This is a genomic window from Pseudanabaena sp. PCC 6802, from assembly GCF_000332175.1.
In the GTDB taxonomy this organism is placed as follows: Bacteria; Cyanobacteriota; Cyanobacteriia; order Pseudanabaenales; family Pseudanabaenaceae; genus PCC-6802.
Genome location: NZ_KB235914.1, coordinates 2,466 through 24,810, shown reverse-complemented (window position 1 = coordinate 24,810; position 22,345 = coordinate 2,466). Strand labels below are relative to the sequence as shown.

General features: G+C 47.4%; 24 protein-coding genes, 1 tRNA gene and 1 pseudogene. 7 read left to right on the top strand and 19 right to left on the bottom strand.

Going from position 1 to position 22,345, the window contains the following annotated elements; translation table 11 throughout:
- Window positions 1-4: 4 nt before the first annotated feature.
- The 4 genes from PSE6802_RS27875 to PSE6802_RS35615 form a co-directional block, all read right to left on the bottom strand.
- Window positions 5-838 (bottom strand): dCTP deaminase domain-containing protein, encoded by an 834-nt coding sequence (locus tag PSE6802_RS27875; protein WP_019499028.1) that lies wholly within the window; start codon window positions 836-838, stop codon window positions 5-7.
- 114 nt (window positions 839-952) lie between these two features.
- A complete protein-coding gene (gene accC, locus PSE6802_RS0105360; protein WP_019499027.1) occupies window positions 953-2,308 on the bottom strand; it encodes an acetyl-CoA carboxylase biotin carboxylase subunit in 1,356 nt (451 codons plus the stop codon).
- 222 nt (window positions 2,309-2,530) lie between these two features.
- Window positions 2,531-2,893, bottom strand: coding sequence for a VOC family protein (locus tag PSE6802_RS0105355; protein ID WP_026103081.1), 363 nt, complete (start codon window positions 2,891-2,893; stop codon window positions 2,531-2,533).
- Window positions 2,894-3,300: 407 nt separating this feature from the next.
- Window positions 3,301-3,621: a hypothetical protein gene (locus PSE6802_RS35615; RefSeq protein ID WP_019499025.1), complete on the bottom strand. Its 321-nt coding sequence runs from the start codon at window positions 3,619-3,621 to the stop codon at window positions 3,301-3,303.
- A gap of 153 nt (window positions 3,622-3,774) precedes the next feature.
- Between PSE6802_RS35615 and PSE6802_RS0105345 the strand changes: the two genes are divergently transcribed.
- Window positions 3,775-4,575 carry an IS5 family transposase gene (locus PSE6802_RS0105345; RefSeq protein ID WP_019499024.1) on the top strand — a complete coding sequence of 267 codons (801 nt, stop codon included), beginning with the start codon at window positions 3,775-3,777 and terminating at the stop codon, window positions 4,573-4,575.
- Between the two features lie 429 nt (window positions 4,576-5,004).
- Here PSE6802_RS0105345 and PSE6802_RS0105340 read toward each other — a convergent pair whose 3' ends face one another.
- Genes PSE6802_RS0105340 through PSE6802_RS27865 form a run of 3 tightly spaced genes read right to left on the bottom strand, consistent with a single transcriptional unit; the run spans window position 5,005 to window position 6,935 of the window.
- Entirely contained in the window at window positions 5,005-5,871 is an 867-nt protein-coding gene (locus tag PSE6802_RS0105340; RefSeq protein WP_019499023.1) for a sugar kinase, read from the bottom strand.
- A gap of 6 nt (window positions 5,872-5,877) precedes the next feature.
- On the bottom strand, window positions 5,878-6,546 hold the full coding sequence (locus tag PSE6802_RS0105335) for a class I SAM-dependent methyltransferase (RefSeq protein WP_019499022.1): 669 nt from the start codon (window positions 6,544-6,546) through the stop codon (window positions 5,878-5,880).
- Entirely contained in the window at window positions 6,546-6,935 is a 390-nt protein-coding gene (locus tag PSE6802_RS27865; RefSeq protein ID WP_019499021.1) for a cupin domain-containing protein, read from the bottom strand. The genes PSE6802_RS0105335 and PSE6802_RS27865 overlap by 1 nt, the downstream gene beginning before the upstream one ends.
- A 135-nt stretch (window positions 6,936-7,070) precedes the next feature.
- Between PSE6802_RS27865 and PSE6802_RS0105325 the strand changes: the two genes are divergently transcribed.
- The gene (locus PSE6802_RS0105325) at window positions 7,071-8,141 is read left to right on the top strand and encodes a tRNA dihydrouridine synthase (RefSeq protein ID WP_019499020.1); all 1,071 of its coding nucleotides are present in this window, start codon (window positions 7,071-7,073) and stop codon (window positions 8,139-8,141) included.
- On the opposite strand, the gene PSE6802_RS0105320 is transcribed toward PSE6802_RS0105325, so the two are convergent.
- Both PSE6802_RS0105320 and PSE6802_RS0105315 read right to left on the bottom strand, forming a co-directional pair.
- Window positions 8,109-9,095 (bottom strand): CorA family divalent cation transporter, encoded by a 987-nt coding sequence (locus PSE6802_RS0105320; protein ID WP_019499019.1) that lies wholly within the window; start codon window positions 9,093-9,095, stop codon window positions 8,109-8,111. The genes PSE6802_RS0105325 and PSE6802_RS0105320 overlap by 33 nt on opposite strands.
- Window positions 9,096-9,222: 127 nt before the next feature.
- Entirely contained in the window at window positions 9,223-11,463 is a 2,241-nt protein-coding gene (locus PSE6802_RS0105315; protein WP_019499018.1) for a transglycosylase domain-containing protein, read from the bottom strand.
- Between the two features lie 278 nt (window positions 11,464-11,741).
- On the opposite strand from PSE6802_RS0105315, the gene psbZ reads away from it, so the two are divergent.
- The 3 genes from psbZ to PSE6802_RS0105295 all read left to right on the top strand — a co-directional run bounded on the left by psbZ (window position 11,742) and on the right by PSE6802_RS0105295 (window position 12,876).
- On the top strand, window positions 11,742-11,930 hold the full coding sequence (psbZ, locus tag PSE6802_RS0105310; RefSeq protein ID WP_026103079.1) for a photosystem II reaction center protein PsbZ: 189 nt from the start codon (window positions 11,742-11,744) through the stop codon (window positions 11,928-11,930).
- Between the two features lie 226 nt (window positions 11,931-12,156).
- Window positions 12,157-12,708: a 6,7-dimethyl-8-ribityllumazine synthase gene (ribH, locus tag PSE6802_RS0105305; RefSeq protein ID WP_019499016.1), complete on the top strand. Its 552-nt coding sequence runs from the start codon at window positions 12,157-12,159 to the stop codon at window positions 12,706-12,708.
- A 96-nt stretch (window positions 12,709-12,804) separates the two neighbouring features.
- Window positions 12,805-12,876, top strand: a tRNA-Gly gene (locus PSE6802_RS0105295).
- Window positions 12,877-12,925: 49 nt separating this feature from the next.
- Here PSE6802_RS0105295 and PSE6802_RS0105290 read toward each other — a convergent pair.
- Genes PSE6802_RS0105290 through tnpA form a run of 4 tightly spaced genes read right to left on the bottom strand, consistent with a single transcriptional unit; the run spans window position 12,926 to window position 14,811 of the window.
- Window positions 12,926-13,252, bottom strand: a complete 327-nt coding sequence (locus PSE6802_RS0105290; protein ID WP_019499015.1) for a hypothetical protein — start codon at window positions 13,250-13,252, stop codon at window positions 12,926-12,928.
- 19 nt (window positions 13,253-13,271) lie between these two features.
- Window positions 13,272-14,036: a DNA cytosine methyltransferase gene (locus PSE6802_RS0105285; protein ID WP_019499014.1), complete on the bottom strand. Its 765-nt coding sequence runs from the start codon at window positions 14,034-14,036 to the stop codon at window positions 13,272-13,274.
- Window positions 14,036-14,401 carry a hypothetical protein gene (locus PSE6802_RS0105280; protein WP_019499013.1) on the bottom strand — a complete coding sequence of 122 codons (366 nt, stop codon included), beginning with the start codon at window positions 14,399-14,401 and terminating at the stop codon, window positions 14,036-14,038. The genes PSE6802_RS0105285 and PSE6802_RS0105280 overlap by 1 nt, the downstream gene beginning before the upstream one ends.
- An 11-nt stretch (window positions 14,402-14,412) precedes the next feature.
- On the bottom strand, window positions 14,413-14,811 hold the full coding sequence (gene tnpA, locus PSE6802_RS0105275) for an IS200/IS605 family transposase (RefSeq protein ID WP_019498839.1): 399 nt from the start codon (window positions 14,809-14,811) through the stop codon (window positions 14,413-14,415).
- A 51-nt stretch (window positions 14,812-14,862) separates the two neighbouring features.
- Here tnpA and PSE6802_RS0105270 point away from each other — a divergent pair, with 51 nt between their 5' ends.
- Window positions 14,863-16,011, top strand: a complete 1,149-nt coding sequence (locus PSE6802_RS0105270) for an RNA-guided endonuclease InsQ/TnpB family protein (RefSeq protein WP_026103057.1) — start codon at window positions 14,863-14,865, stop codon at window positions 16,009-16,011.
- 27 nt (window positions 16,012-16,038) lie between these two features.
- Here the strand turns inward: PSE6802_RS0105270 and PSE6802_RS33165 are convergent, their stop codons facing one another.
- The 6 genes from PSE6802_RS33165 to PSE6802_RS0105245 all read right to left on the bottom strand — a co-directional run bounded on the left by PSE6802_RS33165 (window position 16,039) and on the right by PSE6802_RS0105245 (window position 21,462).
- Window positions 16,039-16,197 (bottom strand): hypothetical protein, encoded by a 159-nt coding sequence (locus PSE6802_RS33165; RefSeq protein WP_156815436.1) that lies wholly within the window; start codon window positions 16,195-16,197, stop codon window positions 16,039-16,041.
- Window positions 16,194-17,027, bottom strand: a complete 834-nt coding sequence (locus PSE6802_RS30800; protein WP_019499012.1) for a hypothetical protein — start codon at window positions 17,025-17,027, stop codon at window positions 16,194-16,196. Before PSE6802_RS30800 ends, PSE6802_RS33165 begins: the two co-directional genes overlap by 4 nt.
- A 119-nt stretch (window positions 17,028-17,146) precedes the next feature.
- Complete coding sequence (locus tag PSE6802_RS0105260) at window positions 17,147-18,187, bottom strand: IS630 family transposase (RefSeq protein ID WP_019499011.1); 1,041 nt, start codon at window positions 18,185-18,187, stop codon at window positions 17,147-17,149.
- Between the two features lie 28 nt (window positions 18,188-18,215).
- Window positions 18,216-19,361, bottom strand: coding sequence for a DNA methyltransferase (locus PSE6802_RS0105255; RefSeq protein WP_019499010.1), 1,146 nt, complete (start codon window positions 19,359-19,361; stop codon window positions 18,216-18,218).
- A gap of 13 nt (window positions 19,362-19,374) precedes the next feature.
- Entirely contained in the window at window positions 19,375-20,730 is a 1,356-nt protein-coding gene (locus tag PSE6802_RS0105250; protein ID WP_019499009.1) for a DNA double-strand break repair nuclease NurA, read from the bottom strand.
- Window positions 20,731-20,733: 3 nt separating this feature from the next.
- The gene (locus tag PSE6802_RS0105245; RefSeq protein WP_019499008.1) at window positions 20,734-21,462 is read right to left on the bottom strand and encodes an ATP-binding protein; all 729 of its coding nucleotides are present in this window, start codon (window positions 21,460-21,462) and stop codon (window positions 20,734-20,736) included.
- A 58-nt stretch (window positions 21,463-21,520) separates the two neighbouring features.
- On the opposite strand from PSE6802_RS0105245, the pseudogene PSE6802_RS0105240 reads away from it, so the two are divergent.
- Window positions 21,521-22,345 (top strand): annotated as a pseudogene (locus PSE6802_RS0105240) (transposase); the annotation flags it as partial.

The window sequence follows — 22,345 nt, the reverse complement described above, 5'->3', positions numbered from 1 at the left end:
TTATTCAAGAATTCTTCTTTTCTAGTCTTGAAACAAATATTGCGATCCACGCAACTATAGTAGCTTCTATGGATTTCTCTACAAGAAAGTAAACAGGGTCGTACCAGGATAGTTGTTTCAACCCCTGATAGTGAGTTAAAACTGCATCTACAATTATCAGCACACCTGTAATTAAAGCTAGCAAAACGTACAAATTTTTCAAAGAATTTTTAGAAGCCTTCTCTTCTCGATTGCTCTTTATTAATTTGTAGTCTTCGCATTCTTCCAACCTTTTTTTCAGTAAGTCTTTATTACTAAGGTAAGCTTCATCTAGAAAAGTATTTTCATCGAGAGTAAGTTGTATCCCTAATTTCATAAGTATTTCTCTTCTCCCCGCAGAGTTACCATGCTGCTCTACTGAAGATTTAGTGCAAACATACTGAAAAGCTAGAGTTACAAAAGGTTCTGTTTCTGGAGTAATCTCAACCTGCTCATCGCTGTGGTTATGAACAGCTATTAAGGACGGTCCAATATAGTTAGGATCGAGAGTAGTCCCAATATGCCCTGTACCCTGTGAAACCTGACCTACCCGTGAATGATATGTCCCACATATATTTTGTGACACCCAAATAGCCTCATAAGTTTCTATAAGAGCGGTCGTTCTTGCGGGGATAATTATTTTGTCGTTACTCGGATTGTAAATACTCTTTTTGTTATATTGACTGTTACTGTTACCTATACACCAAGCTAATCTACTAGCAGTTAGGTTGTAACTTGCTCCTTTAAGGTTACTTTCCTTAAAAGGATAGATTAGGATGCCCGTCCCGAGTTCTCGTTTTATATCAACATCACTAAGCATAATCTAGTATTAACTTTAGGGGCAGCTAATTGACCAGTTTCAATAGGTCAATTAGGCTGAATTTTGATTAAAAATAACACAATATAAATTCATAGACTTCCAGACTCCTAATTTTTAGAGGTTTTTCGCCATCAGTTGCTGTACGTAGTTAGTAAATACGTGACCCCGTTGGAAATCCTCGTCCTCCAGGATTTTTTGGTGAAATTCGATGGTGGTGGGGATGCCCGCGATCGCAAATTCATTCAAGGCGCGCTGCATGCGCAGGATTGCAGAGGGGCGATCGCCTGCCCACACGATTAACTTGCCAATTAGCGAGTCGTAGTAGGGAGGGATCTCGTAGTCGGTGTAGACATGGGAATCCATGCGCACGCCTGGGCCACCTGGCGGTAGGTAAGCGGTAATTCGTCCGGGATTGGGACGGAAATTATGGGCAGGATCTTCGGCATTAATGCGACATTCGATCGCATGACCCCGCATAATCACATCTTTTTGGGTGAGCTTGAGTCTTTCACCCTGGGCTACTCGTAATTGCTCCGCAATTAGATCGATACCCGTAATCATTTCAGTGACAGGGTGCTCGACTTGAATGCGGGTATTCATCTCCATGAAATAAAACTTACCGTACTTGTCGAGTAAAAACTCTACGGTGCCGACCCCAACGTAATTGATGGCTTTGGCAGCACGGACGGCAGCATCACCCATCTGCGATCGCAACTTAGGATTTAGCGCTATGCTGGGAGCTTCCTCCAGGAGTTTTTGGTGGCGGCGTTGAATGGAACAATCGCGCTCGCCCAGGTGAATCACGTTACCATAGCCATCGGCCAGCACCTGAAATTCAATGTGGCGGGGATCTTCGACGAATTTCTCAATATATACGCCCGGATTGGCAAAGGCAGCTTCCGCTTCGCCCTGGGCAGCCTTGAGTAACTTCACCAGATCGTCTGGTTGGTAAACCAGGCGCATCCCCCTACCACCGCCGCCTGCTGTGGCTTTGATCATGACGGGGTAACCAATTTTATCGGCAATTTTAACGGCGTGTGCTTCCGATTCGATCAACCCATCGCTACCGGGCACCGTGGGTACGCCAGCTCTTTGCATGGTTTTCTTGGCGGTGGATTTATCGCCCATTGACTGGATTGCTGCCGGACTCGGCCCCACAAACAACAGGTTATGATCGGCACAAATTTCGGCAAAGCGGGCATTTTCAGAGAGGAAGCCGTAGCCAGGGTGAATAGCAGTAGCATTGCGCGTGAGCGCCGCCGCAATAATGTTGGGAATATTCAGATAGCTTTTGCTGCTGGGAGCATCGCCAATACAAACGGCTTCATCTGCTAGTTGCACGTGCAAAGAGTTGCGATCGACGGTTGAGTAGACTGCTACGGTAGCAATGCCTAACTCCTCGCAGGAACGAATTACGCGAAGCGCGATCTCGCCTCGATTAGCAATCAGCAACTTGTTGATGGGAGCCATATTTGGAGACAGTGATGATGAAATAGCGGCAGACGATCTACGAACTGCAAAAAGTGCATAGTAAACATTGCCAGTTATCAATTATTGCTGATAACCGATCGCTTATTACCGATCGCTGCAGTAGATCGCTAATAGGTGAGGGGGGCTAGGGAATAAGAGATTATCTTTAACCGCTCCATAACCATTAGCCCGAGAGATCGCCCGACCTTCATCACCCAACTCCTAGTCCCCAACCCCTCCTGGTGGCTCGTACAGAAACTCAAACGTGTTGCGATCTGGATCTTTACTATAAAACGAGGCGGTACCGTCGCGATGTTCGTGAATTTTGCCAACTTTAAATCCTTTCTCGGTTAAACGCGCGTGGTGAGCTTCCAGTTCGGCGCGATCGCTAAAGATAAAGCCAAAGTGCGCCCCCGCTTGACTATAGCCAGGGCCGAGCAAGGCTAAGCCATCTTCTCCCGCCTTTAGATAAGCCCAATCGCTATCTTGCCATGCTAGCTCCATCCCCAGATTCTGATAGAACTGCACGGAAGTTGGAATATCTTTAACGCAAACTGCTACATGCCCCAAACGCTTTAGCTGCATATCGATGTTTGAACTCGTTACGACTTTGTGAGGGTATGGCAATAAAATTGCCATGCATCTATCTTATAGCGGTTTTCAGATCGGTGGTGAGCAGGGGGTTTGGGAGCAATGCCCCCAAGCAAGGGAGGCAGAGCGGTCTTGGGGGTTCCCCGCTTGTTCCACCCCTTCACCCCGTCAATAAAACCCATTCTCAAGTGAAAACCACTATAGCTAGTACACCAAAACAAAAGTTTTGGAGGGGGTGAAATCCCCTTCTGGGGGCTCTGCCCCCATTCCCCCATGTTGCAAAATTTATGATTTGCAACACTAGTGTGTGAGAGTTGAACTCGAAAGTTGACCCCCCAATTAATTTGGGGGGTCAGAAGCAAAAACTCTATTCATGTTCCTCACACTAAGATCGAAATTTTCTAGGAAATAGCTTGCCTACTAACTTGTTTGTTAACTTCCTTACTGCTGAAGAAGCTCGCTTTTGGCATCAGCTCCTGGACTTTCTCTGGCTGAGCCTCAGTCAGTTGTTTCAAAGGCAGAGGCGGTAGTTTCTTAATTTTCACGGTTTCAAATGGTAGTCCTGGAGCATACGCTTCAACTACACGCCCGCTGCGAGTACAGGTAACCATCAAGTAATCGCATCTGTCACATTCAGTTTTAACCTGCGCTAAAAACGAGAGATGATGACGCTCTGCCCAAGATCCACAATTAGGACATCGGACAGCTTCGATAATAGCCATAATTTTTTGTCCTTAGCTAAGTTTGATATAAAGCAATAGAAAGTGAAATTTATTAAACTGTCTTAGAACCTGTTTGAAAAGTATTCAGAACGCCTTTGAGCCTCTGTGACAAGGCTATTGTAAGGTAAGAGGGTCTTCTCGTAGACCCTCATAATGACACGACTAGCATACGACACTGACCTCACCGATGCCCAGTGGGAAATTCTCAAACCCCTGATTCCTGAAGCTAAACCCGGCGGACGGCCTCGTACACTCGACATGCGAGAAGTCCTCAATGCCATTTTTTACCTGCTGGCCAATGGGATTAAATGGCGAGCGATGCCCCACGACTTACCCAACTGGCAAAGCGTTTACAGCTATTTTCGGGCTTGGGAAGCCGACAGCACCTGGGAGAGACTCAACAGCGTTTTACGCATCCAGCTCCGAGTGGCAGCGGGACGCAACGCTCAGCCGAGTGCAGGCAGTGTAGACAGTCAATCGGTCAAAACAGCCAGTGGGGGTGAGGAAATCGGATTTGATGGCGGCAAGAAGGTCAAAGGACGCAAACGCACTATCTTGGTCGATACGATGGGACTGCTGCTGGGGGTCTGTGTGCATAGTGCGGGACGTTCTGACCATGCCGGGATGATTTTAATCGCCACGTTTTGGGCTTGGTTGTGGCAATGCCTGCAAGTGATTTGGATAGACAGCACCTTTGCTGGCAAGGAATTTATGGCGAAGATTGCACAACAGTTTGGTTGGAAGTTAGAACATCTTAAGCGAACCGATGAGGAGTCTGGTTTTCAGGTCATTCCTAAGCGTTGGGTGGTGGAGCGGACTTACTCTTGGTTTGGACATTATCGGCGCTTAAGTAAAGACTATGAATTTTTGCCCACCACTAGCGAAATGATGCTGTTTGCAGCTATGGTACATTTGATGGTGCGCCGATTAGAGCCTAAAACTCATACTGATTAGGCTATCCTAAAACTTTTCAAACAGGTTCTTAATGAATTTTTCTTAATAAAAGGGATTTTATTTTGCCTTAACAGTTTGGATCTGCAATCGCATGTTTGTATATATTTGCTCAGATCGGTTTGGGTTAATAACATCTCATGTTACACGATCGACCTGAGATTTAGAGTAAAGAAATTGTTAATTGATATAAATTAAAACCCTCTCCCTATCATGATCCCCTGCCTCAAATCCTATTAGAAGAAACCTCCTCCGTCTGGAGTAATTGCCGATCGGCAATCTTAAGAAATTATTAAGGGAGGCAAAATCCGTCAGAAATAGAAATCTCAAAATTTAAGAAATTCTTTATATTTTGAGTTTGGGTTTATACAACTTGCTTAATGTTTTGATGCAGTAACTGAATTGGTTGCCCGCACATTGTGAATAAATAAATTAGCCAATTGTCCAGCGCCGCGTGCCGAAGAACTGGCAAGAGCTGGCGGCAACACTTGCCGCAGCACTGAGTGCATTTACAAAATCCAATCGCATAATATGATCGCAGAAAGCACCATGTAAGATATCCCCAGCCCCCAGCGTGTCAACCGTTTTAACCTGCGGTACGGCAATTTCCCCCACCCGATCGTGCGTTCGATATTGAATAGGCTTAGCTCCATTTGTAACAGCTATATGGAGAATGCCCAGGTTGGCTAAATAAGTAAACACTCGATCTCCGCGATCGCAATGTGGTGAGTAGAAATTACTAGAACAAATCGCATAATCGACCAGTGGCAACAACTCTTCTAAATTGGGCTTCCAGCTACCACCATCCAGTACGACTGGAATACCCATTGCCTTTGCGCGTCTGGCGATCGCGATACTTACAGGCATTTGGTGCCCATCTACCAGCACGATATCGACGTACTTCAACTGTGACCAAACTTTGGCCGGAATCTGTGCGGGTGCTGGCTGGTTGCGGCTAGCATTAATCGAAATCACGGCGCGATCGCCTGTTGCTTCGGTCACTACGATGGAAGATACGGGTGGAGATTCAGAGCGATCGGGAGTTAAGTCGTCAATTTCTGTTCCATAGACCTGTAAATCGGCTCTTATCAAGCTAGTAATGGGGTGACAGCCCAACGCTCCTAGCAATGTGGCTTTATTGCCCAAATGCCCAAATGTCACGGCAGCGTTGGTGGCAGGGCCTCCCGCTGCCACCGTAAAGTCAGTGGCAACCATCTTCTGATTGTGGGTTGGAGGAGATGGGGCGAGATAGATGGTATCCAACGTAATTAAGCCGACAAAAAGACCATGTTTGAGCATAGGTTGCTATAAATACGCTCTCTCCATCGTCCAGTGACGATCGGAAGACTGGTAGATTTTGACACCGCTTATTCCAGCAGCAGTGGCGATCGCCTCAATTTCAGCTACTGTAAACGCCGCTTGCAAAGAATCGCGGAACAATCTTTTTTGTTCTGGATCGTACTCAGCGCCAATGCTATTAACCAGTGCATGAAGCGTCTCAGGATTGTCAGGGCGGGTAAGGTCGCGCAGGAATATACCGCCGTTGGGCTTAAGTACCCTTTGTAGCTCTCGAAAAAATGGCAGCGGGTCGCTCAAATGGTGCGCGATACTATTGGAAATGACCATATCAAAGTAGGCATCAGGATAGGGCATTTGCTTGGCATCGACGCGCTCTAGCTGGATTTGGGCGGACAGGCCAGCCTGCTGAATATTTTGCGCGCCCAACTCCAACATACTGGTTGCTAGATCGATGCCAATAATTTGCCATCGAGATCCCAGTGTTTGTTGCATCTGGCAGATGGCGATCGGAATGCGAGCAGTTCCAGTACCTGCATCCAGGACTAATCCTTGGTTTGGCCCCAATGCGATCGCGCTTTGGGCAAATGCAGTATTTACCTCGGTAAAGTCCATAGCATCGTAGGCGATCGCCTCTGCGGGCGAATCCATTACCTCAGGTTCTGGTATGCGTTGCATCAAGATGACTCCTCGGTTACCGCTCGATCGGCACTATCTTCTAATTCTAGATTTACTGCATCGACTGGATCGTTCTGCATTTTGCCGTGTACGGCCAGCCAGATACAAGGTGGCTCCGTGCTGGTGAACTCGACGCGGTGTTGTGTGCGGGCAGGAATAAATACAAAATCCCCTTTCTTAACGATCGAAAGGGAACCATCAGCATATGCAAGTACTGCTTCACCTTGCAATAGCAACACCCATTCGTCCTGTTCCTGGTCGTACCATTCCCCCACAGGCGTAGTATGTCCTTTAGAAATAATTCGTTCGATTAAGATGTCATGACTGGACACAAGAGTCTCATACAACTCCTGCGGTGGTGCAATAGGCGGTAAATCAAAGATATTCATGGCATTCAAGATCTAAAGATCGATAGCGAACTTAATTCCAGCTATTGTCAAAAGCTAAGATTTACCTAAGATTTCTCAGTATATTAACTGTTAAACCCTTTAGAAGAGCAACTCATTTCCCCAAAAATTGCGCAAATGTCACTTACCGATCGCCTGCCAACCGCCATCCAACCAGAATTAGCCCTCACAGCTTTAGCTCCGATGCAGGACGTTACGGATCTGACCTTCATGCAAGCGATCGCGCACTATGGCAGTCCCGATTATTTCTTTACGGAATACTTTCGCGTCTATGTGGGGTCGCGCCTCGAAAAGCATATCCTGCGCTCTATTACGGAAAACAACACCAATCGCCCTATCTTCGCGCAGTTGATTGGCGAGAGCATTCCCGATCTGGTGCGTGCCGCGCAAGAGTTGAGTCAATATGCGATCGCGGGCATCGACCTGAACATGGGTTGCCCTGCCCCCAGGATCTATCGCAAGAATGTTGGTGGTGGCCTGCTGCGCGATCCCGACAAGGTAGATCGGATTCTGGGCGAGTTGCGCTCTGCTATCCCTGGTTTATTCACGGTAAAAATGCGAATTGGATTTGAGGACACTGCCAATTTCGATCGCATCCTTACTCTTATCGACAGACACAATATCGATCTGCTCAGCCTGCACGGGCGCACGGTGAAACAAATGTATCGAGGTGACGTGCATTACGATCGCATTGCCCATGCAGTCGAATGGTTAAATTGTCCGGTCTTGGCTAACGGCAACGTCTCGTCGGCAATGTCAGCAGCGACGATTTTAGCGAAGACAGGTGCAGCCGGTGTAATGATCGGTCGAGCCGCCATTCGCAATCCCTGGATTTTTCAGCAAATCCGCCAGCATTTAAACGGTCAACCCGTTGCGATCGTAACTTTAGCCGATGTGCGCGACTACATCGATCGCCTGTACGAAATGGTGAAAACCCAAACGGACTACGAGCGATCGCGCGTCAACAACATGAAGAAATACCTCAACTTCATCGGTCAGGGAGTAGATGCCGCCGGGGCTTTCCTCAGCGAAATGCGTCTTACTCGTAGCGAAGCCGAGTTGTTTGATGTATGCGATCGTTATTTGCTAAGCAATCCCGAGAGAGAATTTGCCCTAGAACCTTACCCAGGCTTAGTAGCACGCCCTAGTTGCGAGTCAGAAAAATTGTCGTTGCCGCAGAATGTATAACGTGACAGCAGTAGTAATTGCCATGTTCGCCATCGTCCAGGTAAAGCCAAATTTATCCTCAACCCAAGGCAGTCCTCCTACATTCATCCCAAAAATACCTGTGATTAGAGTGAGCGGAAGAAATACAATTGTCACCATAGACAGAACGTAGAGGTTGCGGTTGGTCGCTCTTTCTAGTTGACTGGAAATCTCTTCGTGCAATAATCTACCGCGCTCTTGAATAACGCCCAAGTCTTGAGCCACGGAATCCAACCGCTCGATCGCTTGCTGTAATAATAAAAGCTCGGTTTCACTGCACCAAATTGGCATGCGCGTGCTGATATAAAACAGGGCGTTGCGCTCTGCACTGACATGTCGGCGCAGGCGAACCAGGAGACGACGCACGCGTCCGAGTTCTCCACCTTTATCCTGTACCCACTCCTTCAAAATACGATCTTCGATATTATCGACTTTATCATTTAAGAAAAATGAGACATCATCAAATGCCTCAGCCGAACGTTCCAAAAGGTAAACTAAAAGTCGCATGGGAGTTTCAATACACTCTCCACCCATCAACTCTCGACGCAATCGATCGATTATTTTGAGAGGGTGGGTGCGCCCTGTAATGATAATCTGATTGTCAAAGTAAACCCGCAACAAGCCGAGTTCGTCTGGATCGTCTGAGAACTCATAGTGAAGATCGCCTAAGACTCCAACGATGCCATCGTCTACGATCTCTAAACTGATGCGAGCGTCGTCGGAGAGCAGTACCTCTCTTGCGGATTCTGGGATGCGATCGCATTGAGCGATCCATTTTCTCGCACGGGCATCTACAAGATTGAAATGAAGCCAGATGGTGGACTCATTAATACATGCTTGGGATACTGCATCCCATAGGAAATGCTCCACCGGCGCTTGTGCGTTCAGAAGGAATCCGCATATCAATCCTTGATTGTCCGGTACGGTGTTCGACATCTCACTATAGCGTTTTCAATTGAGAACAGGTCTTATTGACGGGGTTGTAGGGGCGCAGCTCCTACAACCCCACTTTAATACGCCATACCTGTACCACTACCAACTATTTGATTGATGCGGGCGATCGCTACTGCACGACTTTGCGCATATAAGCACCCCACACCTCGGCAGCAAGACCGCTACTGCCACCTGTTGTGCCCTCATCATTGCCAAGCCAAACTGCCGTTAGTAAGCTTCTTTGCGGCAAGAAACCAATGAACCATAGATCCCGACTAGCGTCAGTGGTACCAGTTTTACCTACAACTGTCGCCTGCGGAATTGCGGCAGCCCTACCCGTACCATATTCCACTGTGCCGCGCATCAGATCCGTCATTGTATTGGCAAGGCTAGTTTCTACAACTCGACGCGGTTGTAGGTCTCGCCTGTCATCAAAAATAACGCGACAGGTGCGAACATCCTTGGGATTTTGACAATCGCGTCCATCCAGAACGCGCCTAATTGCATGGGGGTGAACGTACACCCCAGAGTTGGCAATCGTACCGTAAGCTCCCACCATCTCCAGCATGGTTACCTCATAGCCACCTAAAACCAGGTTGGTAGACTCCTGTAAGGGGGTGGTGATGCCAAACCGCCGAGCTGTCCGCACGACGTTACTTAAGCCTGCAGCTTGGGCGACGCGCACTGCCACCACGTTCTCAGAAAGTGCAAAACCACGATACATATCTATGTCCCCACTGCCGCCATTGTGGCAACCAGCTACGCCACTAAGGGGAGCGCAGGAAAAAGTTGTAAACGGAGAGATACCCCGATCGAGCGCGGCGGCATAGCTAAATAGTTTAAAAGTCGATCCGGGCTGCCTTTGCGCTTGGGTTGCCCGATTAAATTGGCTTTTTTGGAAATCTACCCCACCCGTCATCGCCAGGATGGTGCCATTGCTGACATCAAGCGTGACGATCGCCCCCTGACTGAAATCAAAGGTTTTACCCTTATCGGCAACAGCGCGACGTAATGCTGCATCAGAAGCTTTCTGCATATTCAAATCCAGATTAGTCTCGACAATCAGGTTGCCCTCTTTTGCCAGGTTGTCTCCCAATACCTCCTGTAGCTCGTCGAAAACGTAACTGTAATAGTATGGGGCAACCGTACCCTGTACTTTACTCTTAGCTTCTTCGTTTAAACGCAGAAGCGATCGCCTGGCGCGCTCGGCTTCTTCTTCTTTGACCAAACCCAGTTCTGCCATACGATTGAGAACGCGATCGCGATATTCGATCGCTAATTTCTTATTTTTGAAGGGATTGATCGCATTCGGTGCGGGCAAAATCCCCGCTAGGGTAGCAGCTTCAGAGAGGTCTAGCTGCGAAGCATCTTTATTAAAATAGAGCTTGGACGCATCCTGAAAACCATAGACCCCATTACCCAAGTAAACCCGATTCAGGTAAATGGTCAGCAGGTCGTCCTTACTGTAGTTAAGCGTAAGTTTGATGGCCGCCACCGCCTCGCGCCACTTGCGCCCGGCTGAATCATCCGTACCTACATAAGAGCGTCCTAGTAACAACCGGGCGAGCTGTTGCGTAATCGTGCTGCCACCCTCGCGCAACTGTCCGCTTCTGACATTAGTGACGATCGCCCGCAGCACCCCAAGTGGATCGACCCCCACATTCCAGTAAAAAGAAGTATCTTCAGAGGCGATCGCTGCCTTGGGTAGCAACGGGCCAAACTCCGAGACTTTCGATAGCTCGGTGTGTTTCTCCACGTCAGCGGGGCCGATTGAGGTAACGCCATCTCCGGCCAATACTTCTACTGGCCCTTGATCGGTGACGGGAAGCGGCCTGACATCTGGAACGCGCTGGAATTCAACCGCGATCGCCGCGACCAGCAGCCCTACTAAGCTAGCTAGCCCAATACCCGTATACTGTAAGCCCCTGATATACCAGGGTGGCGGATCGAGATAGCGCAGTGTGGCAGCATCTTTGAGTTCGGGTGGCCCTAACGATATCTTCATTTTGTGACGCAGAGGCGTTGATTTGAGTCGCTGCCTGCCACGATAAATACCATTGGTGGAATCTCTGTCTCGAATTACAAAGCGAGCCCTAGCTTTGCTGCTATCTCGCACTATTTCCGCATGAACCTGGCTTACCAAAGGAGTAGAGACCACAATGTCGCACTTACTGCTGCTACGACCGATAATGTAGCGATCGGCAATCAAGCTATAAACCTCAGCTTTTTGGTTATTATCGAGCCGGATCTCTAGTTTAGGCACCCTCGCATTTGTTCTCAGTAAGCCCTTACTTCGTAGCTTTGTTACCGCAGGAATATTTTTCACCACTTGGGTGAGCTGAGTCAGTAAATTTGGCTTTTGCTTGGTCATAGATTTGATTATGCCCAATTTTTAGCTCCTTGTTTTTTCAGAATATAGCAGTAGAAACCTGGTTTGGTCTGGGGATGTGGAGGTAGGCACCAAGTAGAGGTTCTATCGCTCCACCCTGTCCTCCTTCTAGGGGGATTTTCGCTTAAAATACTCCCAGCTAAAGACGGTTGGAATCCCCGGAGTGTTGCATTCTAAAACTGCTGACCGCGATAAAATAGGTGCATTTTCTGCTAATTTGGACTCAAGGGATTAACGATCTTTGGGAGAAATTTTTAAAAATGACAATTATATTTCAGCTTTTACTAGCAGCTTTTGTGCTGTTTTCGTTTGTGATGGTGATAGCAGTGCCTGTTGCCTATGCCTCGCCTAGCAACTGGAATCAGACCAAACCCTTACTATTTCTTGGTTCGATCGTTTGGGCAGTTTTGGTGATCGTACTTGGCTTGTTGAATAGCCTGGTTACCTAACAAAACTTATGCCCAGAACTGAGAGCATTTGACCTTTTTAGCCCTCACTTTAAAAATTAGCTTTTACGAACGGGGTGCAGGGGTAGAACACGGCAGTGGCTCTAGGGGAAACCCCCAGGATTGCCTTGCCTACCCTGCGTGGGGCTCAGCCCCACACACCCCTTTTTCACAAACCATTTGCGATCGCTATAGCTGAAAGCTGATAGCTAGTTAAATTTGTACCGACATGACGACTTTTGAAGGAAACTTTAGCCCCACTGACGATCTGAAATTCGCGATTGTTATCGGTCGGTTTAATGACTTGATTGTGACGCGCTTGTTAGAGGGCTGTCAGGATGCCTTACAAAGACATGGAGTCATTACTCAGGGCGATCGCGCTCAGGTGGATTATGCTTGGGTACCAGGCAGCTTTGAGATCCCTTTAGTTGCCCACAGGTTAGCACTGACTGGGCGCTACAATGCCATCATCTGCCTAGGTGCGGTGATCCGTGGCGATACACCACATTTTGACTATGTGGCAGCGGAAGTATCGAAGGGCATTGCCGCTGCATCTATGCAAACCGGCGTGCCAATTATCTTTGGCATTATTACTACGGACACCATGCAGCAGGCGCTGGAACGAGCAGGTATCAAGAGCAATAAGGGCTGGGAATATGCCATGAACGCGATCGAAATGGCTAACTTGATGCGTCAGCTTCACATAAGCGATCCCGGCACGCCTTTAACGCTGAAGGGCAAGAATGTTAACGCGATCGGCGCAGCTAGCAATACTGACTAGTTTTTGGCGCAGATCGAGTTTGCTGATATATTCCTAATTACCGAAAAGTTGTTGACATTACAACCCAAGTTTGGCAATATAGAAAAGCGCAAAAATGCGGGTGTGGCTCAGTGGTAGAGCGTCTCCTTGCCAAGGAGAATGTCGAGAGTTCGAATCTCTTCACCCGCTTAGGTTAGAGGAAATTACTTCTATTCATCTACCCAATTTCTACCCAAACTCATTTGGGGTTATTAAAATTTCTTTGGTTACTCGGCAGACTTCTCTGCCAATTTTCGATAGCTTGTAAATGGGAATTAGGATCGTGCTGATTTGCCACCCAATCTTGCAATAAATAGGCATTGTATCGAATAGAGGTTCTGCCAGTGTGCTGGTAGTGAATGCCAGCCAACAACTTACCTGACTCGCGCAGTTTTTTAAGTGTTTCGGTAGACTTCCCAATAATTCTTGCTGCTTGATGTTTGTCTATCCAAACTGAATTCGTCAGCTTGCCAATGCCTAGTAGCTTGAGTGCTTGATATTCTTGGTCTGTAACTTCGATCGGCATGATGATTTCATCTACCCAATCAATTCAGCTTCGATTTATGGCGGTGACTTTCGAGATAGAGAACTCGTTGCAGGGCGATCGCCGCTACGGCAGGGACAACTGCGTTACCGAGTGCTGCAAGTCTGTCCAACCTTCTGGGAAGCCCATGAGCCACTCCACAAATTGGGGGTTCAACACCTCGCCAGGGGGCAAGTACGGTTTGATTTCCTTTACCAGACCGAATCCCTGCGATGCCGTCGGGGTTGGCAACAGCCGCAATCTGCGATCTAATTTGGTCTGCCCAGGACGGCGCTTGCCCGCATAGGCTACGGGTGTAGGCAACCGCAAAGATACGTTCGCGCAGGTGGGGTGCTCCGACTGCCGCTGCTGATAGGATTTCCACATCGAAGCGATAGCCCAGTTGGCAGAGTCCGTGCAAAACTTCCGATAGTCCTCCCGTGTAGAAAGCTCCTTTGACGTTTTCCCAGATGACGAATCTTGGTTTTGCTTCCTCGATGACGCGGAGCATCTCGAACCAGAGTGCGGAACTGTTACCTGAAATTCCGGTTCTTTTGCCAGCGAGGCTGAGGTCTTGGCAGGGCGATCCGCCTGTGATGAGGTCGAATTGGTTGGGCTTGGCATGGAAAGTCCTGATGTCTCTGTGGATGGGGATGGTGGGGAAGTGTTTTTGTAGAACATGGCAGCAGTAGGGGTTGATTTCGACAAATTGCACTGTCTTAATGCCCAGTGCTTGGGCGGCGAGGCTAAATCCACCGATGCCGGAGAATAAATCGAGATGCTTCATCAAGATTCCTTGCCATTTGGCATAGATAGCTTTTGCGTCAGGTCAGAAATTGCGCTTTGATGGCGCAACTCATCGAAATCCTGACCGTAGTTGAGATGCCTGGAGCGCTCTTGTGCCCACTTATCCCAATGCTGCTTGTGCCACAGGTGCATCTGCTCGCAGTGAGCGGCAGTAAGGCGCATGTCCCACTGAGCTTGATACTCGCGGCTTGACATGGCTTCGCCGCCGTACTTTTGGGCATATTCCTGTCTCTGAATATCAGTGGCAAAGTAGGCATTCCTGAACTTTTCCCCTGTCGCGCAATCAAGTCGCTGGCAGATGAAGGGTCTACCGTTCTTGCCAATGACCGAGAATATGGGATTCAAGCCCCGTCCTTCTAGGACGGCTTTTCCTGGTTCCTGATGTATTCCTTAAGTACTTCCAGCGGCGCACCGCCTACGGCTATCGCGAAATAGCTGGGACTCCAAAGCGCTTCCTTGTGAGGCTTTGGTAATCCAGCTTGGCCATAGCGACGGCTGGATACCCCCTTCAGAGCATTCACAATTTGAGACACAGACAGCTTAGGTGGATACTCAATCAAGGCGTGGACATGATCCCCTTCCCCATTAAATTCAAGAATTTGGAAATCCATTTTCTTGGCAACTTCGTGAAACGACTTCTCAATCAAATCAAGCCCCTTCGCTGTGAACACAGACCGACGATACTTCGTCACACAGACCAAGTGAATCTTAAGGTCTGTAACGCTATGCCGCTCTCTCCGAAATTGGGTTGCCATTTGGTGTAGACCAATCTATAATCAAGTAACAGACCAATTCTAGTATAAGTCATGAAAGCTAGGTATCAATACCGTTTTTACCCGACAGACCAACAACGCCAGAGTCTCGCTCAGGTGTTTGGTTGTGTGCGGGTGGTTTGGAATGATGCCTTAGCTATTTGTAAGCAGGCTGAAAAACTGCCCAGCAACAACGACTTGCAAAAGTTGGTCATCACTCAAGCCAAGAAGACAGAGGGTCGGGAATGGCTGGCAACCGTTTCTAATATTCCATTGCAGCAGTCGGTTTCCGATTTAGGTGTTGCCTACAAGAACTTTTTCGACTCGCTCAAGGGCAAGCGGAAAGGCAAAAAAGTCGGTTCTCCCAAGTTCAAAAAGAAGGCTGGTCGGCAGTCGGCACGATTCAGGATGGGCGGATTTTCCATCAAAGGGGATGCAGTCTACCTTGCCAAGATTGGCGACGTTAAGCCCATCTGGTCAAGAGAATTACCATCAGAGCCTAGCTCTGTCACGGTAATTAAGGATGCTGCAAATCGCTATTTTTTGAGCTTTGTTGTAGAGATTGAGCCTGTTCAAGTTGATGCTAAAAACCACAGCATCGGCATTGATTTGGGCATCAAAACCTTTGCAGCAATGAGCAACGGGGAAATGGTGAAAAGTCCAGACTACTCAAGGCTGGACAAGCGATTGAGACGCAAACAGAAGCAACTTGCCCGTCAGGTAAAAAGCTCTAAACGTCGGGAAAAGACGCGGATTCAAATCGCCAAATTGCATAACAAAATCGCAGATACCCGCAAAGATTTTCTGCATAAATTGTCTACCCGTGTGGTTCACGAAAACCAAGTAATCACGCTGGAAGATTTGAATGTGTCGGGAATGGTCAAAAATCGCAGACTCGCAAGAGCGATTAGTATGCAGGGATGGCGGGAATTTCGGGTGTTGTGTGAGGCAAAGTCGGAGAAGTTGGGTCGCGTCTTCAATGTCATTAACCGTTGGGAGCCAACCTCTCAAATCTGCTCAAATTGCGGCTACAAATGGGGCAAGCTGGATCTCTTGGTTCGGTCTGTTCTCTGCATCAATTGCGGGGCGGAACACGACAGAGACGAGAATGCCGCCAGAAATATAAACAAAGTCGGGATAGGGCATTGCCACGACTCTAAACGGGCACGGATCGACCGTAAGACTACTTCGGTAGCAAGTTGAGATGATGTGTCAAGAATCACCGTGGCTTCAGCCCGGTGAGTATGTCAAAAGCTGGCTCAGGTAGGGATTATCGACCAGCCCACTGTCACAGCAACAGAAACACTTCCAGTGAGGACGGACATCGCGATCGCTTCGAGGAGTAGCGGGGATGGCTACCAGCATTTCCAGGTCAGAGTCATTGCTCATCTGCGCCTCCTCTGATAGGCAACGGCAAATTGGTAGCGCTCCTCGTATTCAGGTGAAGTTTGGTCTATGCCGACTGTGAGCAGGTGTGTCATGCCCTTAAACGGATCGGTGAGGATCGCTTCCCACTCGGCGTATCTGCTGTCTGGTGAGGCAGTTTGCGGATAGAGCCTGTGGTACTCGGCTTCCAGGTGTTCGAGGCGCGAGAGTATCCAGGCAATCGGATCGGCGGGGCGGTTGGGGAGCTTGCCTACCTGCTGCCAGCAAAAGTTTTTGAAGGTTTCATCCAGATTTGCCCAAGCGCCGCCGCCGCGAGATTTACTTTGATTTCTGGATTCCACAGAGGTTTTGGCAGGACTCTCTGAGTGATTGGAAAAATTTTCAAAATTCTCTCTCTCCTCATTTTTTGTTGGCGCAGACAGAGAGAGATCTTTTTTAAATTCTTCTTCGTGGAATTCATTATTTATATGCGTGCGATCGCCCATAAATGGCTCGCCCATTTGTGGTAAACCTGAAAGTGGCTGAGGTGGTTCTGTAGCAGGTGCTAGGCTCAGTTGCTCGACTGGCTCAGGCTCCTGAATTTTTCGATCTTTGGGAAAAGGATCGATGGGCAAAGGACGTTCGTAAACTTCGTAGTCCCAGGATGAAAATTGTCCCGACGGCGATCGCCTGATGACGCGGCGCACGTAACCAAAACTAATTAACTCGTTGATAGCGGTGCGAATAGCAGAGATGCCATCTTTAACGCGATCGGCGATCCAGTTGAGATCGAAATGCCAGTCTGGAGGGAAGCTGAGTAGGTAGGTATGCAGGCCGTGGGCGCGGAAGGACAAGCGATCGTCGCGCTAAAAGTTATTTTCAATTTGAGTAAAGCGATCCCAGTGATGAATGGAGAGACAAACTTAGGAAATCACCATAATGTTATTGCCTTGGCAATAAAATAGAATGCAATCTATAGCGCAGCATAAATAATAGATGGATGCTTAAAGTAACTCCTAATGTGGGCAGGCAATCTCTGCAATTTCTGCAGTTGAGATAGCACTCTATGTTTTAATTGACTCAGGTTTCGCGTCAAAGGTTTGGCATGAACTCGCTGTTTAACATCACCATTGAGGTACTCTACTGGATTCAACTGCGGTGAATAGGAAGGTAAATAAAATAACTCGATCTCCTGGGAGTGCTGCTCTAACCATTGCTGGACGGGGCGCTCTCGGTGGACGGGATGACGATCCACGATCCAAAACAGTTTGGCTGAGCGCTTGTCAATCAACCGTTGCAGAAATTCAATAAATACTGGAGCCGTCAAGGTACAGGTGTAAAGCATAAATTGAATCGTACCTTGATGGTTGATGCTAGCAATGAAATTCAACCTTGTCCGTTCGCGTTTACTGGGACGAATTTCAGGCGGATGTCCCTTGGGGGCGTAGCCTCGCCCCCCATACTCATCAGAACTGAGTCCCGATTCATCTCCCCACTCGATGTCGGCACCTTCTGCTTGCGCTTGGCGCTCAATCGCGGGATATTCTTCCTGTAACCAGCGTTTCACGGCGGCGGGGTCTTGCTCGTAAGCACGTTCGATGGGCTTCTGAGGGCTGTAGCCCCATCGTTGGAGATATTCCCCCACTGTGCGTATCGGCATCTCCACTCCTAATTCTTGCTCGATTAGTGTTTGCACGGCTCGTCTAGTCCACAAGGCGCTCTCGATCTGGTAATCCTCTGGACTATGCCCCTGCAGCATCGCCGCAATGGTTGCTTCCTCTGCCGCACTTAAAGTTCGCCCTTCCCCCACCTCTCGTCCTCGTCTCTGCTGAAACAGGGCTGCTTCTCCATAATCTTGATACGCCCACCACCACTCGCTAATCGTGTTACGATGAATCCCCAGGTACTCACTGATATCACATACTCGTTTCCCTTGCTCTCGCAGTCGGATCGCTTGCTGACGAAGGTAATTTTGCGTCTCTATCGATAGGTGTCGGCCATCGGGTTTATCCATGTCAAACCTCCTTGTGCCTTTACTTCTATTATCCTATGCTTTCTTTTTCATTGCCAAAGCAATAAGGATACATGATGATATCAACTTCTCCAGGTTTAACAGCTTTGTCTCCATAGAGCGCAGTCTGTGTTTCTTTCTCGAATGGGCGTGCTAACATTTCCATAGACTTATTTGGGAAAATACGAGCCAGGACTTTTTTAGTTGTTTCAAGAGTAAATGGTCTCGCATCAGTCCTGACATAAACGATTGCATCATTAGCCATTACTTCAGCGCATTTTTGGAAAATAATGCTTAACAGGCTATGATAATCTTCTTTTGATTCAAACTTACCTTTCCACTTTTCTCCTGTCCAAGTTGGTCTATCATTTCCTCCCAACATCCACAAGCGCAACCATTGATCGTAATAGTAGTTTGTTATCCCATAATAAGGGGGGGATGTAAACAAAAGATTAAAAGGTTGTGTCTCCCCAGAAAGAACCATTTTTATGATTTCTCTAAGTTTAAGAGTGCTATCACCAAATATAACCTTACTATTTTCTAACTTGGGCATTCCTTTGGCATATCGCCAATCAATACGCTTTTCCATGAACTCCACAGGATTAATATCAGGGGGAAGCATATTTCGCTCTTGCCACCAGCGAATTGAGTAGTCAGGATGCATTGCCTTGCCTTGTCTCATTTGATTGGAAAAAGAAGTTTCTCTTTTACCATGTAGATGAACTAAAATAATTGCCATGATTGTTGCATCGGTTGGGCTCCTTCTCCAGCTAAGAACTTTTCTAGCTGCAACAAGATAGCGCAAGACTTCTTCGGTGTAGCAGGAAAAAAAGAATTCCGGAAGGGTAGTTAACTCATCTTTTAAAATATTATTTGCAATCTCTCCAAGTTTATTATTACGCGACAATACTCTATCTTTAGGAGCAGGATCGAGTTTTACCCGACCGTAGAGCCACCCAACAGGATTGATCTCGATACCATAACCATATCTTTGTAAAGCAGCAGCAGCATAAATACTTGTTGCACGTCCTGCAAAGGGGTCAAGAATATATTGTCCCGTTTCTGAGTATTGCTCAACCACATCAAAAGCAAACTCTCTTGGGAACATTGCATAATAGGGGCCTACTCCAGACCATCTACCTGTAGCTGTGCTGAGTTTCAAGAGTTCGTGTGTCATATTCTACATCTCATCATTCAGCGATAAGCTCCCTTGCTAAACTCTCTAAGACTTTACTGCCAAGACTTAGTGGAATAGCAGCTTCTGAATTTGCTAAGACTAATGGCGTAAAAGCATTAGGGAATCTTGAAGATACGAGCTGATCGAGAAGTCCAATTGCATCGGTAAGGCGAGGATATTGGGATTGTTCAGCACGAGTCAAGTCTTTATGATCTTCTTCTAAAAATGGAAGAGTAGCTACCAAACGTGCTCCAGATTTTGTTTTGTAGAAAAATTTTCGTCCGAAGTAGGTTGCGTCGCCATATACTCTTGTACTATCAGAAAAAATCACATTTTGCTTAATGTAAGAATCAGTGAGTAATCCAACTGCTTGAGCAGGAAATAAACCAGTAGAGCCGTCCGCACTACGGTCAATATCTTCAAAATGTTGTACAAATGTTCCAGTTTTCTCAACCCCAATCAAGAGAATATCTTTGCCTCCAGTAGCTTTGCGTACTTCCCTATTCAGCCTACATAGCTCCTTGATAATTGTCTGACTGATCCATGCTGGCTGACCAAAAACGGCAAGGAGTCCATCAAGTACAATTGCTAGTCTACGCAAACTTGAAAGCCATCTCTTTGCTTCCATTGTGCGTAGGATATGAATAACCCAGACTCGTTCAAGTACCTGCATGATTTCAGAGAAGATAGCTCCATTTGTCCCCGCAGGATTCATCCTTTCATGAAAACGTAGAGCATCGGTCGAATAAAGAGCGCGTGAGAGATTGCACGAACAGGCATACTGTTTTTTGCCACGTTGGTACTCTTCCTCTGTTGGACAGTCTTCATAAGGACATTTTTGGGTTCGCTCAGTGTTAGGCTTGTAGTGAGGTAGAGATTCATAGGTATCAAGTAGTGACTCACCATCGGCAGACATTCTACTTGCATCAAAAACCTCAAAAACTGCTTTTCTGAGAGAGGCTTCGGCTGATGTTTCACCTTCAATGATGATGTTACATCCAGGTAAAGCGCAGTCTATCGATTCTGCTGTCTGAGTTTTCCTAAACTCTTTCGGATCGGCAGGACGTTGCTGATCGAGTTCTTTCATCTTGGCAATGTCAAGGATAACCGATGCAACAGTAATGTAAGAAGCTTCAGCACCAGGAAACCCATTTTTTATACTAACCTCAGCGTGACTGCCATCTATAGCAATTAGCCGTTTAGGAATCCAATCACTAGGCTGAATATTTATAGGTTCCAGAATTTGCAACAAGCCTGAACTGTCGGGGGCATTGCGAACTTTGTAACTTCCTAACAGCTTCTTTACTCGTTCGCTCTCAACGATTCTTCGCAGGGGACTATAACCAGCAAATTCTCCTTCGTAAGGCATAAGCTACACCTCAAACTTTTTGACTTGAACAGGAATGACAAAGAGATTACTTAGGGTTTTGACCCTCAGAAAGCCTTTATCTTGGGCTCGGCGAATTGACTGCTCGAAATCCTCAAAGTCGTAGTATTTCTTGAGTTCCCTTGTTTCATCTGTATTATTTAAATGGCCAATCAGCCAGTTCGCAGTATTCTTTAAAATATTTTTCTGAATGCTGCTCACTTCTTGCGTGGTGTAGACCATGCCGATGTTGTATTTGGCTCCTTCTTTTGCTGTACGTACCCATATGTTTTTTAAATCCATGTCCGAACCTGCTGGCAAAAGGTTATGGGCTTCTTCAACATAAATTAAGATGTCAGGGATAGATGTTGCTCCTTGACGGAATATGCTTTGTTGAGATCCAAAAATGTAACCCATAATCCTATCTGCTGAAGACTGGTTAATTTCTGGATCACCGCTAGATTGATCGATAATTACTAGCTTTCCAGCCTTTAAATGTTCGTAAATTTCTACTGCATAATCAACTGTCGTGCTAGCAGTATGTTGATTTCGCACTTTGCCAATCTGTCTCGCCCCATTTGCGTAACCAAACATCTCTAAAATCTTCTTCAGATCTTCATCTGCCCAAGGGTCTCCTGATGCCTTAGGCCGTTCTGTGATATACCAAGTTTCAAACTCTTTGTATGTCTTAGTACTGGAGTTTAGACTAAAAAGTGGTAAAAAGCAGCCAGCCATTGCAGACTGACCGCTTGATGATGGAAGCTGAAAAGACTATAAAATCAACAGCTTCATCATGATTAGTTTGGATAAACTTGAGCAATTTCGCAAGTACACGTACGAAATTATAGGGAACGGGAGAGATGCGCTGTTCGACTTGATGGATGCGGTACTGACGAGTCGGAGTGTTTCATCGTTTGTGGAACTTTCGTTAAGCCCATTATTTCGGAGGGAGTGGTCGAGTATCTATGAAGCACTGCAAGATAGTCATCCTCCACGTGAAGACTTGATGAAGCAATACATACAGCAAATGCCGGCAGCAGAGGTGACGATATTGGCGGGCGACCATACAGCCTGGTCGCGTCCCTATGCGGTGACATTACAAGAACGCACCTACGAACATCAACCTCAACCGGGAGTAGGAAGCAAACCTGTTACGGTGGGGCAAGGATACAGCACAATTGCCTGGATTCCAGAGTCAGAAGGGAGTTTTGCCTTACCGTTGCGGCATGAGCGGATCACCAGTTTCGAGAACCCGATTCAGAAAGCCGCTAGTCAGTTACGCTTGGTTTGTGCGGAAATTCCTGGGACTGTGCTTTTCCTGGGGGATGGCGAGTATGGGTGCGCACCATTTTTGCAGCAAACAGCAGACATCCCGTGTATCAAGCTGCTCAGGCTACGCCCAACCGGGTTCTGTATCATGCCCCAAAGGATTACGAGGGGCATGGGCGACCCCATAAGCATGGAGAGAAATTTAGCCTCAAAGACTCTGACACTTGGTCTATTCCCCAAGCAGACATCACAATTGCAGAGCCTAAACTGGGACGATTGCAAATTCGTCGATGGCCAAACCTGCACTTAAAGCAAGCCGCAGACCATCCCTTTACACTCATTCTGGTCG

Bases quoted from the DNA above. Each gene is read 5' to 3' on its own strand.
- accC (WP_019499027.1), bottom strand. From the start codon at position 2,308: ATGGCTCCCATCAACAAGTTGCTGATTGCTAATCGAGGCGAGATCGCG.
- PSE6802_RS0105320 (WP_019499019.1), bottom strand. From the start codon at position 9,095: ATGTCGAACACCGTACCGGACAATCAAGGATTGATATGCGGATTCCTT.
- PSE6802_RS0105355 (WP_026103081.1), bottom strand. From the start codon at position 2,893: ATGCAGCTAAAGCGTTTGGGGCATGTAGCAGTTTGCGTTAAAGATATT.
- PSE6802_RS35615 (WP_019499025.1), bottom strand. From the start codon at position 3,621: ATGGCTATTATCGAAGCTGTCCGATGTCCTAATTGTGGATCTTGGGCA.
- PSE6802_RS0105285 (WP_019499014.1), bottom strand. From the start codon at position 14,036: ATGAAGCATCTCGATTTATTCTCCGGCATCGGTGGATTTAGCCTCGCC.
- PSE6802_RS0105345 (WP_019499024.1), top strand. From the start codon at position 3,775: ATGACACGACTAGCATACGACACTGACCTCACCGATGCCCAGTGGGAA.
- PSE6802_RS27865 (WP_019499021.1), bottom strand. From the start codon at position 6,935: ATGAATATCTTTGATTTACCGCCTATTGCACCACCGCAGGAGTTGTAT.
- PSE6802_RS0105255 (WP_019499010.1), bottom strand. From the start codon at position 19,361: ATGACACACGAACTCTTGAAACTCAGCACAGCTACAGGTAGATGGTCT.
- PSE6802_RS0105340 (WP_019499023.1), bottom strand. From the start codon at position 5,871: ATGCTCAAACATGGTCTTTTTGTCGGCTTAATTACGTTGGATACCATC.
- PSE6802_RS0105245 (WP_019499008.1), bottom strand. From the start codon at position 21,462: ATGGCTGGCTGCTTTTTACCACTTTTTAGTCTAAACTCCAGTACTAAG.
- PSE6802_RS0105250 (WP_019499009.1), bottom strand. From the start codon at position 20,730: ATGCCTTACGAAGGAGAATTTGCTGGTTATAGTCCCCTGCGAAGAATC.
- PSE6802_RS0105270 (WP_026103057.1), top strand. From the start codon at position 14,863: ATGAAAGCTAGGTATCAATACCGTTTTTACCCGACAGACCAACAACGC.
- PSE6802_RS0105325 (WP_019499020.1), top strand. From the start codon at position 7,071: ATGTCACTTACCGATCGCCTGCCAACCGCCATCCAACCAGAATTAGCC.
- PSE6802_RS27875 (WP_019499028.1), bottom strand. From the start codon at position 838: ATGCTTAGTGATGTTGATATAAAACGAGAACTCGGGACGGGCATCCTA.
- PSE6802_RS0105315 (WP_019499018.1), bottom strand. From the start codon at position 11,463: ATGACCAAGCAAAAGCCAAATTTACTGACTCAGCTCACCCAAGTGGTG.
- psbZ (WP_026103079.1), top strand. From the start codon at position 11,742: ATGACAATTATATTTCAGCTTTTACTAGCAGCTTTTGTGCTGTTTTCG.
- PSE6802_RS0105335 (WP_019499022.1), bottom strand. From the start codon at position 6,546: ATGCAACGCATACCAGAACCTGAGGTAATGGATTCGCCCGCAGAGGCG.
- ribH (WP_019499016.1), top strand. From the start codon at position 12,157: ATGACGACTTTTGAAGGAAACTTTAGCCCCACTGACGATCTGAAATTC.
- PSE6802_RS0105290 (WP_019499015.1), bottom strand. From the start codon at position 13,252: ATGCCGATCGAAGTTACAGACCAAGAATATCAAGCACTCAAGCTACTA.
- tnpA (WP_019498839.1), bottom strand. From the start codon at position 14,811: ATGGCAACCCAATTTCGGAGAGAGCGGCATAGCGTTACAGACCTTAAG.
- PSE6802_RS0105260 (WP_019499011.1), bottom strand. From the start codon at position 18,187: ATGGATAAACCCGATGGCCGACACCTATCGATAGAGACGCAAAATTAC.
- PSE6802_RS33165 (WP_156815436.1), bottom strand. From the start codon at position 16,197: ATGAGCAATGACTCTGACCTGGAAATGCTGGTAGCCATCCCCGCTACT.